The sequence below is a fragment of the Kitasatospora sp. NPDC088264 genome, assembly GCF_040685715.1.
GTDB lineage: Bacteria > Actinomycetota > Actinomycetes > Streptomycetales > Streptomycetaceae > Kitasatospora.
Genome location: NZ_JBFBIR010000005.1, coordinates 139,969 through 153,782 on the forward strand (window position 1 = coordinate 139,969; position 13,814 = coordinate 153,782).

General features: G+C 71.7%; 6 protein-coding genes. 5 read left to right on the plus strand and 1 reads right to left on the minus strand.

Going from position 1 to position 13,814, the window contains the following annotated elements; all coding sequences use genetic code 11:
• The first annotated feature begins 278 nt into the window (after nucleotides 1-278).
• The 5 genes from pulA to AB0O82_RS06810 all read left to right on the plus strand — a co-directional run bounded on the left by pulA (nucleotide 279) and on the right by AB0O82_RS06810 (nucleotide 12,663).
• Nucleotides 279-5,792: a pullulanase-type alpha-1,6-glucosidase gene (pulA, locus tag AB0O82_RS06790; RefSeq protein ID WP_363580886.1), complete on the plus strand. Its 5,514-nt coding sequence runs from the start codon at nucleotides 279-281 to the stop codon at nucleotides 5,790-5,792.
• Nucleotides 5,793-6,341: 549 nt separating this feature from the next.
• Nucleotides 6,342-8,678 (plus strand): M4 family metallopeptidase, encoded by a 2,337-nt coding sequence (locus AB0O82_RS06795; RefSeq protein ID WP_363580888.1) that lies wholly within the window; start codon nucleotides 6,342-6,344, stop codon nucleotides 8,676-8,678.
• A 254-nt stretch (nucleotides 8,679-8,932) separates the two neighbouring features.
• Nucleotides 8,933-10,672: a carbohydrate-binding module family 20 domain-containing protein gene (locus AB0O82_RS06800; RefSeq protein WP_363580890.1), complete on the plus strand. Its 1,740-nt coding sequence runs from the start codon at nucleotides 8,933-8,935 to the stop codon at nucleotides 10,670-10,672.
• 148 nt (nucleotides 10,673-10,820) lie between these two features.
• Nucleotides 10,821-11,045: a hypothetical protein gene (locus AB0O82_RS06805; RefSeq protein ID WP_363580892.1), complete on the plus strand. Its 225-nt coding sequence runs from the start codon at nucleotides 10,821-10,823 to the stop codon at nucleotides 11,043-11,045.
• A gap of 55 nt (nucleotides 11,046-11,100) precedes the next feature.
• Nucleotides 11,101-12,663 carry an AMP-binding protein gene (locus AB0O82_RS06810; protein WP_363580894.1) on the plus strand — a complete coding sequence of 521 codons (1,563 nt, stop codon included), beginning with the start codon at nucleotides 11,101-11,103 and terminating at the stop codon, nucleotides 12,661-12,663.
• 37 nt (nucleotides 12,664-12,700) lie between these two features.
• Here the strand turns inward: AB0O82_RS06810 and AB0O82_RS06815 are convergent, their stop codons facing one another.
• Nucleotides 12,701-13,444 (minus strand): SDR family oxidoreductase, encoded by a 744-nt coding sequence (locus AB0O82_RS06815; protein WP_363580896.1) that lies wholly within the window; start codon nucleotides 13,442-13,444, stop codon nucleotides 12,701-12,703.
• Between the last annotated feature and the right edge of the window lie 370 nt (nucleotides 13,445-13,814).

The window sequence follows — 13,814 nt, forward strand, 5'->3', positions numbered from 1 at the left end:
CATCCCCTGGCAGTGGATTCTTCACCGGCTGTCCCCCTTGAGGGCTAGGGGGCGGCTCCCACCGGGGTAGGGGGTGCGGTCGGGTCTGGTGCTTACCGGCGGGACAGGCATACGTCCCATTGTTACGCCGACCGCTCGAAGGGCGTAATCGGGGTGGCGGCAACGGTCCTGGCCTGGAGTTTCCCGGAACGAAACGGTTTCTGCATCTTGCTGAAACATATTGCAGGCCGCTAGCTTCCAGGGAACTCGCTCACCCCTTCCCCTAAGGGAGACCCTCAGTGGCCGATGTCCGGCTCCGCCCCCGGCGGAGCACCCCCCGACGCAGACCCGGCCGCACGGCCGTCCTGCTGGCCGCCGCACTGACCGCCGCCACCCTCGGCAGCGCGCCCGCGGCCCTCGCCGCCGCCCCGCCGGCCCCGCCCTCGGACGCCACCCTGGCGGCCACCGCAGGGCGGCACGACCTCACCCGCGAGCAGTTCTACTTCGTCCTGCCCGACCGCTTCGCCGACGGCGACCCCGCCAACGACACGGGGGGCATCACCGGAGGCCGGCTGGACCACGGCTTCGACCCGGCCGACAAGGGCTTCTACCACGGCGGCGACCTGGCCGGCCTGATCCAGCGGCTCGACTACATCCAGAACCTCGGCACCACCGCGATCTGGATGGCCCCGATCTTCAGGAACAAGCCGGTCCAGGGCAGCGGCGACCAGGCCTCGGCCGGTTACCACGGCTACTGGATCACCGACTTCACCCAGGTCGACCCGCACTTCGGCACCAACGACCAGCTCAAGGACCTGATAGCCAAGGCCCACGCCCGCGGCATCAAGGTCTTCTTCGACGTCATCACCAACCACACCGCCGACGTCATCGACGCCGCCGAACAGCAGCACGGCTACCGCTCCGTCGGCGCCTACCCGACCCTCGACGCCGACGGCAACCCCGTCGACGAGACCGCGATCGCCGACGCGGGCGCGGGCGCGGGCGCGCCCTGGCCGCGGCTCACCAAGGACTCCTTCCCCTACACCCCGGTCTTCCGCAAGCCCGCCGACGCCACGGCCAAGACCCCGTCCTGGCTCAACGATCCCGCGCTCTACCACAACCGCGGTGACTCGACCTTCGTCGGCGAGTCCGCCACCGAGGGCGACTTCAGCGGCCTGGACGACCTCGACACCCAGAACCCCCGGGTGGTGAAGGGCTTCGAGAAGGTCTACCAGCAGTGGGTCAAGGACGCCGGCGTGGACGGCTTCCGGATCGACACCGTCAAGCACGTCAACATGGCGTTCTGGCAGCAGTGGGCGCCCGCGCTCAAGGACTTCGCCGCCAAGCAGGGCAACAAGAAGTTCTTCATGTTCGGCGAGGTCTACTCCGGCGACCCGGCGATCACCTCGCCGTACGTCACCAAGGGCAAGCTCCAGGCCACCCTGGACTTCCCGTTCCAGGGCGCCGCCCGCAGCTACGTCTCCCAGGGCGGCTCGGCGAAGAACCTCGCCGACGTCTACGGCCAGGACTACCGCTACACCACCGCCGACACCGACGCGTACGAGCTGCCGACCTTCCTCGGCAACCACGACATGGGCCGGTTCGGCTCCTTCCTGCTCGCCGACAACCCGGGCGCCGACGAGGCCACCCTGCTGAAGAAGGACCGGCTCGGCAACGAGCTCCAGTTCCTCACCCGCGGCCAGCCCGTCGTCTACTACGGCGACGAGCAGGGCTTCACCGGTGCGGGCGGCGACCAGGACGCCCGGCAGGACATGTTCGCCTCGAAGACGCCCTCCTACAACGGCGACCGGGTGCTCGGCGGCCCCTCCGGCCCGGCCGACCGGTACGGGCAGGGCGGCGCGCTCTACCAGGACGTCGCCGCGCTGGCCAAGCTGCGCCGCGACAACCCGGCGCTCGCCGACGGCGCCCAGATCGAGCGCTACGCCGCCGACGGCGCGGGCGTGTACGCCTTCTCCCGGATCGACGCCGGGCAGCGGACCGAGTACCTGGTGGCGGTCAACAACGCCGCCGAGGCGAAGACCGTCACCCTCGACACCTTCTCCGCCGGGATGGGCTTCGACCGGATCTACCCGGCAACGGGCGGGAAAGCGACCTCCGGCGCCGACCGCAAGGTCACCGTGACCGTGCCGGCGCTCTCCTCGGTGGTGTTCAAGGCGGGCGCAGTCCTCGCACCCACCACGGCGGCGCCGCAGCTCTCCGTGCAGCCTCCGGCCGACGGTTCGAGCGGCACCGTCACCGTCGGCGCCACGACCGGCGGCGGCTTCAACCGCGTGACCTTCGCCGCCCAGATCGGCACCGGGCCCTGGCAGACCCTGGGCACCGCCGACACCGGGAGGAACCTGGTCACCCAGGACCTGAGCGCCACCGCCCCCGGCACGGTCGTCCGCTACAAGGCCGTCGTCCAGGACTCCAGCGGCCGGCTGCGCTCCGCCACCGCGAGCTTCACCACCGGCGCCCCCGCGCCCAAGCCGGTGCCCACCGCCGGCGCCCGCCCGTACGCCGTCGTGCACTACAACCGTCCGGACGGCGACTACGACGGCTGGAACCTCTACGCCTGGGGCGACCTCGCCGACGGCGAGGCCACCCCGTGGCCCGCCGGGCACGCCTTCACCGGCCGGGACGCGTACGGCGCCTTCGCCTACGTGAAGCTCAAGCCCGGCGCCTCGGACGTCGGGTTCGTCGTCGAGAAGAACGGCGTCAAGGACGTCGACGCCGACCGCCACGTCGACGTCGGCGCCACCGGCGAGGTCTGGCTCCGGCAGGGCGACCCGGCCGTGCGCACCGCCGACCCGGGCCCGGCGAACACCCAGCCCGCCAACACCGCCGTCCTCCACTACAACCGGGCCGACGGCGACTACGACGGCTGGGGCCTGCACGACTGGACCGGCGCCGCCACCCCCACCGACTGGGGCAAGCCGCTGATGCCGGTGCGCCGCGACGCCTTCGGCGCCGTCTTCGAGGTGCCGCTGGCCCCCGGCGCGACCAGCCTCAGCTACATCCTGCACAAGGGCAACGACAAGGACCTGCCCACCGACCAGTCCCTGGACCTCGCCGTCGACGGCCGCGAGGTGTGGCTGCTCGGTGGCCGCGAGGGCCACCTGCTGCCGCAGAACGCCGCCGCCTCCGCGCAGGTGGACCTCGGCACCGCCAAGGCCCAGTGGATCGACGCCAGGACCGTCGTCGTCCCGGCGGCCTACGGCGCGGGCGACGCGGCCCTGGCCGGCGGCACCAGCGCCCAGCTGGTGTACGACCCGGAGGGCGGCATCCGCGCCGACAAGGGCGTGCTGACCAAGCCCGGCCGGTGGATCCGGCTCAACGCCGCCCAGGGCGGCCTGACCGCGGCGCAGAAGGCCGCGTTCCCGCACCTGGCGGGCTACCGGGCCTTCACCGTGGACGCCCGGGACACCGCGCGCGTCCCGGCCGCGCTGCGCAGCCAGCTGCTGTTCACCGAACACCTGCCCAGCGGCGCCGTGCTGGCCGCCACCGGCGTGCAGACCCCCGGCGTGCTGGACGACCTCTACGCGCGCCGCACCGGCCGGGTGGACTTCGGCCCGGCCTACTACAACGGCAAGGTGGCGCTGTCGGTGTGGGCGCCGACCGCGCAGGAGGTGTCCGTCCAGGTCTTCGACGGCGCGACCGGCGGCACCCCGAAGACGCTGCCGCTGAAGCTGGACGACGAGACCGGCGTCTGGGAAGTCGTCCGCGACAAGGGCGAGTTGGACGGCAAGTACTACCTGTACCAGGTGAAGGTCTGGGCGCCCTCCGTCCAGCAGGTGGTGGTCAACACCGTCACCGACCCGTACTCGGTCGCGCTGTCCACCGACTCCAGGCGCAGCCTGGTCGCCGACCTCGCCGCCAAGGAGCTCAAGCCCGCGGGCTGGGAGGAGCAGAACGTCCCCGAGGCCGTCCCGCCGGCGCGGCAGCAGATCCAGGAACTGCACGTCCGGGACTTCTCGGTGGAGGACACCACCGTCCCGGCCGCCGAGCGCGGCACCTACCTGGCGTTCACCGAGTCGCAGTCGGCCGGCATGCGGCACCTGCGGGAGCTCGCCCAGGCCGGGGTGACCACCGTCCACCTGCTGCCGACCTTCGACATCGCCACCATCCGGGAGAACCGGGCCGACCAGAAGCTGCCGGCCTGCGACCTCAAGTCCCTGCCCCCGGACGGCCCGAAGCAGCAGGAATGCGTGGCGGCCGTCGCCGCCGACGACGCGTACAACTGGGGCTACGACCCGTTGCACTACACCGTGCCGGAGGGGTCGTACGCCACTGAGCCGACCGGGGTGGCGCGCACCGTCGAATTCCGGCGGATGGTGCAGGCGATGCACGAGGCCGGGCTGCGGGTGGTGCTGGACGTGGTCTACAACCACACCGCCGCCAGCGGCCAGGCCGAGCACTCGGTGCTGGACAAGGTCGTCCCCGGCTACTACCAGCGGCTGGACGACAACGGCAAGGTCACCGCGGACAGCTGTTGCGCCGACACCGCGCCCGAGCACGCCATGATGAACCGGCTCGTGGTCGACTCGGTGACCACCTGGGCCCGCGAGTACAAGGTCGACGGCTTCCGCTTCGACCTGATGGGCCTGGATCCGAAGTCCACCATGCTGGACGTGCAGGCCGCGCTGCGGAAGATGACGCCCGCCTCGGACGGCGTCGACGGGAAGAACGTCTTCCTCTACGGCGAGGGCTGGAACTTCGGCGTCGTCGCGAACAACGCCCGGTTCGAGCAGGCCACCCAGCTCAACCTGGCCGGCACCGGCATCGCCACCTTCGACGACCGGCTCCGCGACGCCGCCCGCGGCGGCAACTTCATGCTGAACTCCGCCCCGCAGCAGGGCTTCGCCTCGGGCCTGTACACCGACCCCAACGGCTCGCCCGCCAACGGCACCCCGCAGGAGCAGAAGGACCGGCTGCTGCACCAGATGGACCAGCTGAAGGTCGGACTGGCCGGCAACCTGGCCGGCTACTCCTTCACCGACAGCTCGGGCCGGGCCGTCACCGGCGCGCAGGTCGACTACAACGGAGCCCCGACCGGGTACGCGGCCAAGCCGGGCGAGGCGGTGGAGTACGTGGACGCCCACGACAACACCGACCTGTTCGACGCGCTCGCGTACAAGCTGCCGACCGGCACCACGCCCGCCGACCGGGCCCGGATGCAGGCGCTCGGGCTCTCGCTCACCGCGCTCACCCAGGGCGCGGGCTTCGCCCAGGCCGGCAGCGACCTGCTGCGCTCCAAGTCGCTGGACGCCAACTCCTACGACTCGGGCGACTGGTTCAACGCCATCCACTGGGACCCGTCGCAGGGCAACGGCTGGGGCCGCGGCCTGCCGCCGGCGGCCGACAACAAGGAGATGTGGCCGACCGCGCAGTCCCTGCTGGCGAACCCGCGGCTGACCGTGGGGGCGGCCGAGATCCGCGCGACCTCCGCGCAGTACCAGGAGTTCCTGCGGATCAAGCGGTCCTCGCCGCTGTTCTCGCTGCCCACCCTGGCCGCCGTCCAGCAGCGGCTGTCCTACCCGCTCTCCGGCACGCCCGGTGAGACGCCCGGGGTGATCACCCTGCACCTGGACGGCACCGGGCTGAAGGGCGCCGAGAAGGGCGTCACCGTGGTGTTCAACGCCACGCCCACCGCGCAGGCGCAGACCGTGGCGGCCCTGAAGGGGACGGGCCAGGCCCTGCACCCGGTCCAGGCGGGCGGCGCGGACGCGGTGGTGAAGCAGTCCGGCTTCGACGCCGTGACCGGCACCTTCACCGTGCCGGGCCGTACCGTGGCGGTGTTCGTCCAGGGCTGATCGACGAACGCCGGAACCCCCGGGTCCCGCACCGCCGTTGTGGCGGTGCGGGACCCGTTTCGTTTTGGCCGCCCGGTGGCCGGAAAGCACCGATGGCACGGCCGGAAGCGTGATGTGCCGCGCCCGCCCGGCGCCGTCGGCCACCGGGTGGTGCGGGCGGGGGCCCTGAGTGCTGGTCAGTGACTTCCGGAAGTGATCGAACATTCCCCGGATCATGAAAACCGTGTTCATGAGTTCTCAAAGGGGTAACACAACTGATGAACAGTCATGCATACGGTTTCGGTAATGAATCGGCCATTCCGTGGCATGCATCTGTCATTAACGACTCGTTTGCTGCCACGATTCCTGCGGCTGCAGACGAGGGGGCCCCACCCCCCGGTGCGGCTGACCAGTTCAGGTGCAGCGCGTCCCAAACCTGCCACGACTTGTGAGCACCGCAATCGCACCCCCGTCGCGCACCCCGGGCGGGGGCCCCCACTGCGCCGCAACCCTGCGGCCCAGGTTTCTCTCCACCGGCGCGAACCCGCGCCGGTCGGAAAAGGAGTCCGCATGTCCCGTTACGCTCACGCCCGGAAGGCCGCGGTTGTCATGGCCGCAACCACCGCGCTGCTGGTGACCGGCATACCGGTCATCGCGCAGGCCGCGACGCCCGACGCCCCGTCCGCCGTCGCCGCCCAGCAGTCGGACCGGGCCGCGCTGATCGCCTCCGCGAACCAGCAGTCCGCGTCCTTCGCCCAGGCCCTGGGCCTGAGCAGCCAGGAGAAGCTGGTCACCAAGGACGTCGTCCTGGACACCAACGGCGGCCGCCACCTGCGCTACGAGCGCACCTACGCCGGACTCCCGGTGCTCGGCGGCGACCTGATCGTCCACCAGGACGCCGCGGGCGCCACCAAGAGCGTGACCAAGGCCAGCGAGGCCAACCTCGCCGGTGTCAGCACCACGCCGGCCCAGGCCGCGCCGAAGGCCCAGGCCGCCGCGCTCGCCGCCGAGCAGGGCGCCGCCGTCGACACCGCGCCGCGCCTGGTCGTCTGGGCCGCCGACGGCACCCCGAAGCTCGCCTGGGAGACCGTCGTCTCCGGCCGCGAGTCCGACGGCACCCCGAGCAAGCTGCACGTGGTCACCGACGCCGCGACCGGCGACGTGCTCAGCAAGGCCGACGGCATCAAGCGCGGCTCCGGCAACGGCGTGTTCGTCGGCAACGTGCCGCTGACCACCACCCAGAGCGGCTCGACGTACTCGCTGAAGGACGCCACCCGCGGCGGCCAGTACACCACCGACATGAAGAACGGCACATCCGGCAACGGCACGCTGTTCAGCAAGTCGAGCGACACCTGGGGCAACGGCCAGGCCAGCAACCGCGAGTCCGCCGCCGTGGACGCCCAGTTCGGCGCGGCCGCCACCTGGGACTTCTACAAGAACACCTTCGGCCGCAACGGCATCCGCAACGACGGCGTCGGCGCGATGAGCCGGGCCCACTACGACACCGGCTACGTCAACGCCTTCTGGGACGACAGCTGCTTCTGCATGACCTACGGCGACGGCTCGGGCGACACCCACCCGCTGACCGAACTCGACGTCTCCGGCCACGAGATGAGCCACGGCGTCACCTCGGCCACCGCCAACCTGAACTACTCGGGCGAGTCCGGCGGCCTCAACGAGGCCACCTCGGACATCTTCGGTTCGATGGTCGAGTTCTACGCCAACCTGCCCGCCGACAACCCGGACTACCTGATCGGCGAGCTGATCGACATCAACGGCAACGGCACGCCGCTGCGCTACATGGACAAGCCCTCCAAGGACGGCACCTCCGCCGACTCCTGGTACTCGGGCGTCGGCAACCTGGACGTGCACTACTCGTCCGGTGTCGCCAACCACTTCTTCTACCTGCTGGCCGAGGGCAGCGGCGCCAAGGTGATCAACGGCGTCAGCTACAACAGCCCGACGGTCAACAACATCACCGTCGGCGGCATCGGCCGGGACAAGGCCCAGCAGGTCTGGTACAAGGCGCTGACCGCGTACATGACCTCCACCACCAACTACGCCGCCGCCCGCACCGCGACCCTGAACGCGGCCACCGACCTGTACGGCGCGAACAGCGCCGAGTACAACGCGGTCGCCACGGCCTGGGCCGCCGTCAACGTCGGCTCGCTGCCCAACCCCGGCGGCATCACCGTCACCAGCCCGGGCAACCAGTCCACGGCGGTCGGCGGTGCGGTGAACCTCCAGATCAAGGCCTCCGGTGGTACCGCGCCGCTGTCGTACAGCGCGACGGGTCTGCCGGCCGGGCTGGCGATCAACGCCTCCACCGGTGCGATCACCGGTACCGCCACCACGGCGGGCTCGTCGAACGTGACGGTGACGGTGAAGGACTCGGCGGGCAAGTCGGGTACCGCGAGCTTCACGTGGACGGTGACCGGTGGCGGTGGCGGCACCTGCACGCCGGCGCAGCTGCTGGGCAACGCGGGCTTCGAGACGGGCTCGGCGGCGCCGTGGACGACCAGCTCCGGCGTGGTGGACAACAGCTCCTCGCAGGCGGCGCACGGTGGTTCGTGGAAGTCGTGGCTGAACGGCTACGGCTCCTCGCACACCGACACGCTGGCGCAGACGGTGACGATCCCGACGGGCTGCAAGGCGACGCTGAGCTTCTGGCTGCACATCGACACCGCTGAGTCGGGCAGCACCGCGTACGACAAGCTGGCCGTGTCGGTGAACGGGACCACGCTGAAGACGTACTCCAACGCGGACGCCGCGGCGGGCTACCAGCAGCGGACCTTCGACCTCTCGTCCTACGCGGGCCAGACGGTCACCCTGAAGTTCACCGGCACCGAGGACGCCTCGCTGCAGACGAGCTTCGTGATCGACGACACCTCCATCCAGACCGGCTGAGTCCGGACCGGGCCCCCGCGGGCCCGGTGAACCAGGACAGGTGAGGGGCCCGGCGGCTACGGCTGCCGGGCCCTTGTCGTGCGTCCGGGCCCAGGCGGTGCAGAAACGTTCCTCCCGAGCCCTTGACGCTCTCTCCCGGCGGCCCTAGGTTCAGCGCTGCAAGTTTCCGGCAAGTTACAGAAACTTCCTGCATAGCTCTTCCTGCACAGCTCATCCCCGGCTGCCCCCACCCCAGCCACCCCCCAGGAGACGACGTGGTCACCACCGCCCCCACCCGCCGGACCGCCCGCGCGGCCGGCGCCCTCGCCGCCTCGGCGGCCCTGGCGCTCTCGCTCGCCACCTCCCTCGGCGCCCCCGCCGCCCAGGCCGCCCCACCCGCCAACAACGGCAAGGACGTCACCGCCACCCTCTTCGAGTGGCGCTTCGACTCGGTCGCCCAGGCCTGCACCTCGACGCTCGGCCCGAAGGGCTACGGCTTCGTCGAGGTCTCGCCGCCCCAGGAGCACATCCAGGGCCCGCAGTGGTGGACCTCCTACCAGCCCGTCAGCTACCGGATCGCCGGGCGGCTCGGCGACCGGACGTCCTTCAAGAACATGGTCGACACCTGCCACGCCGCCGGGGTCAAGGTCATCGCCGACGCCGTCGTCAACCACATGACGGCCGGCTCCGGCACCGGCACCGGCGGCACCGCGTACACCAAGTACACCTACCCCGGCACCTACCAGGACCAGGACTTCCACTCCTGCCGCCAGCCGATCACCAACTACCAGGACCGCTCCAACGTGCAGAACTGCGAGCTGGTCAACCTCGCGGACCTCGACACCGGCAGCGCGTACGTCCAGCAGACCATCGCCCGCTACCTGGACGACCTGGGCTCCCTCGGCGTCGACGGCTACCGGATCGACGCCGCCAAGCACATCGCCGCCGGCGACCTCGCCGCGATCAAGGCGAAGACGGCCAACCCCAAGGCCTACTGGGTGCAGGAGGTCATCTACGGCGCCGGCGAGCCGGTCCAGCCCACCGAGTACACCGGCACCGGCGACGTCGACGAGTTCCGCGTCGGCACCGACCTCAAGCGGATGTTCACCAGCGACAAGCTCGCCAACCTGTCCGGCTGGGGCGCCTCCTGGGGGTACCTGCCGAGCGGGCAGGCTCGCTCCTTCATCGACAACTGGGACACCGAGCGCAACGGCTCCACCCTCAACTACACCTACGGCAACACCTACACGCTGGCCAACGTCTTCCTGCTCGCCTCGCCGTACGGCGCGCCCAACGTCTACTCCGGCTACGCCTTCACCAACAACGACGACGGCCCGCCCAACGGCGGCACCGTCAACGCCTGCTACCAGGACGGCTGGAACTGCACCCACGCCTGGCGGCAGATCGCCAACATGGTCGGCTTCCGCAACGCCGTCGCGGGCACCGGCGTGACCAACTGGTGGTCCAACGGCAACAACGCGATCGCCTTCGGCCGCGGCAACAAGGGCTACGTCGCGCTCAACCACGAGAGCGGCCCGATCACCCGGACCTTCCAGACCGGGCTCGCGGCCGGCACCTACTGCGATGTCCAGCACGGCGACCCGCAGCCGGGCGGCGGCTGCACCGGCCCGACCTACCAGGTGGGCGCCAACGGGCAGTTCACCGCGACGGTCGGCGCGGGCGACGCGATCGCGCTGTACGTCCCGGGCGGGGCGGCCAGCAGCTCCGGCGCCTCGTTCAACGTCAACGCGACCACCGTCAACGGCCAGAACGTCTACGTGGTCGGCGACGTCGCCGCGCTCGGCGGCTGGGACCCGGCCAAGGCGCTGCCGCTCTCCTCGGCCGGCTACCCGGTCTGGTCGCTGTCGCTCGCGCTGCCGGCCGGCGCGGCCTTCCAGTACAAGTACGTCCGCAAGGACGCGAGCGGCGCGGTGACCTGGGAGTCCGGGGCCAACCGGACGGCGACCGCGCCGGCCTCGGGCCTGGTCGCCCTGAACGACACCTGGCGGCCGTAGGGCCCCGGGCGGCGCGCCCGTGACACCTCCGGGCCGCCCTCGGGCCGCCCCTGGACCCCCGTCAGCCTGGCCTGACGGGGGTCCCTCGTGCGGGTGGCCGTGCCGGTTCAAACCTCGGCCGGCGAGGCGGCGCTGACACGATCGCGGGATGAGAACCACCCCCCTCGTCCTCGACCTCGAACTGTGCGGCGGCCGCTGGGACGGCCACCGCAAGCGCGTCAACGCCGCCGCCCCGCCGCCCGCACTGCGGATGCTGCTCCGGGCCCGCCTGCCCGCCGCGGAGAGCGGCGAGTACTGGCCGACCACCAGCGTCTACCGGCTGGACGGCGACCGCGCCGGCTCGCTCCGCTACCGCCACTCGCACGACGAGTGATCGCCATCGGGTATAACTCCCGGCCCTGGAAATGGGGTTGGGTTAGGGTGGGGACATGGTTGCGAACCGCGAGGAAGAAGTGGCCGTGAACGAACCGGAGTTCGTCAGCGCTCCCGCCCTGATTCTTCAGTCCCTCGCCGCCGACCCCGACCGACGGGCCATCGCCACCGCCGACGGCGTCGAACTCACCGCCGGCGACTTCGCCGCCGCCACCTACCGCCTCGCCCACGAGCTCGTCGCCCGGGGCGTGGTGCGCGGCGACACCGTGACCCTGCTCGCCGGCAACACCGCCGAGGCGCTGAGCGCCCGTTACGCGGCAGGCCTCGCGGGTGCGCGGGTGGTGAACCTCTACGACGGCATGAGCGCTTCGACCCTGGCCGAGATCGCGACGAGCGTCGACACCGCCGTCCTGCTCGTCGACGCCGAACGGTACCCGGTGGCCGCCGAGTTGCTGCCCCTGATCGACGTGCCGACCGTCCTCCGTCTCGGCCCCGGACCGGATGCGATCGGCGAGGACGTGATCGCCGCCGCCGCCCACCGGCCCGCCGAGCCGCCGGCCGTCCGGGTCGGCCCGGACGACGACTGGGGCATCCGGCACACCGGCGGGACCACCGGAATCCCGAAGGGCATCCGCAGCCTGCACGGCGCCTACCGGAAGGTCTTCGACACCCCCGGCCGCATGGAGAGCGACGCGCCCCGCTTCCTCGCCGCCACCTCGCTCGCCCACCTCGCCGGGCTCTTCTCCGACCTGACGCTCCACAACGGCGGTACGGTGGTCCTCCAGCGCTCCTTCGACCCCGGAGACGTGCTGGCCGCGATCGAGCGCGAACGCATCACCGACCTGTGGGTGCTGCCGCCGCTGCTCTACCAGCTGCTCGACCACCCGGCGATCGGCCGCGCCGACCTGTCCAGCCTGCGCCGGGTCTCGTACGGCGGCTGCGCGGCCTCGCCCACCCGGGTGCGCGAGGCGCTCAAGGTGTTCGGGCCGGTCCTGTGGAGCGGCTACGGGCAGTCGGAGGCGCAGAACATCTGCATGCTCGCCCCGCACGAGCACGACCGGGTCGGGCACGGCGGCCAGATCGCGGTCGGCCGCCCCCTCCCGGGCGTCGAGGTGGTGATCCGGTCCGCCGACGGCACCGAGCTGCCGACGGGGGAGCAGGGCGAGATCCACGTCCGCTCGGACACCGTCATGGCCGGGTACTGGAAGCGGCCCGACCTGACCGCCGAGGTGCTGCGCGACGGCTGGCTGAACACCGGCGACATCGGCTACTTCGACGCGGACGGCTACCTCTACCTGGCCGACCGGCTCAAGGACAAGATCATCGTGGTCGGCGGGCACGTCTACCCGTCCGAGGTCGAGGACCTGCTGCTCACCCACCCGGCGATCGCGCAGTGCGCGGTCTTCGGGGTGCGCGACGCGCAGGAGGCGGAGCACGTCCACGTCGCCGTCGTCGCCGCGTCGGGGCAGCGGCCGGACCTGGAGGAGGTCCGCGCGTTCGTCACGGCCCACAAGGGGCGGATCTACGCGCCGGAGGCCCTGCACGTCGTGGCCGCGATCCCGCTGACGGCGGTGGGCAAGCCGGACAAGAAGCGACTGCGCGAGTCCGTGGCGGACTGACGGCGGGAGCCCGACGGCGGACCTCCGGCAGGCAGCCCTAGCCCCGCCCGACGTACGGCATGGCGGTCGCCATCACGGTGGCGAACTGCACGTTGGCCTCCAGCGGCAGTTCGGCCATGTGTCGGACGGTGCGGGCCACGTCGGCCACGTCCATGGTCGGCTCGACCGCGATCCGCCCGTCCGCCTGCCGCACCCCGGTGGTCATCGCGGCGGTCATGTCGGTCGCCGCGTTGCCGATGTCGATCTGCCCACAGGCGATCCGGTACGGGCGGCCGTCCAGCGACAGCGACTTGGTCAGCCCCGTGACCGCGTGCTTGGTCGCGGTGTAGGCGATCGAGTGCGGGCGCGGGACGTGCGCCGAGATCGAGCCGTTGTTGATGATCCGGCCGCCCTGCGGGTCCTGCGCCTTCATCTGCCGGAACGCGGCCCGGGCGCAGAGGAACGCCCCGGTCAGGTTGAGGTCGACCACCGCCCGCCAGGCCTCGACCTCCAGGTTCTCCACCGGCACGGCCGCGCCGAAGGTGCCGGCGTTGTTGAACAGCAGGTCCACCCGGCCGAAGCGCTCGACGGCTCCGGCGAACAGCGCGTCCACCGCCGCCGGGTCGGTGACGTCGGTCGGCACCACCGCGGTCGGGGTGCCGCCCAGGCGGGCGGTCTCCCGCAGCGGCTCGGCCCGCCGGCCGGCCAGCACCAGCCGCCAGCCGGCCGCGGCCAGTTCGGCCGCCACGGCCCGGCCGACTCCGCTCCCGGCTCCGGTGACGACGGCGATCTGCTGGGGCATGGCGTTCTCCTGGGTCTGCTCGGGTCTGCTCGGGTCTGGTGGGCTTCGGCTTCGGCTTAGGCTGGGCGCGGGTCGGTCGGGGCGTGAGCCGATCGTTGCGGATGCGGCGGCTGCCGTCACTGGTCGAAGGCCCCAAAATTCGCACCCCCGGACAGGTCTCGGACCGTGCTCCCCGCCGTCCGGCCCCCGCCGACCGGGGGGAGCGGTGAAGGCCTTTACCTGATCGCGAACAAACATTGGATTTCCGGTGGCCACCGCGCAACCGGGCCACCCCGGTCCACGTCATAAGATCGCAGGAAGGCGCGCCACCGCGAGGGAGGACGCGCCGCCACCCCGGGGACCGCACCAGCGCCGCGCCCCCGGCCTGTCC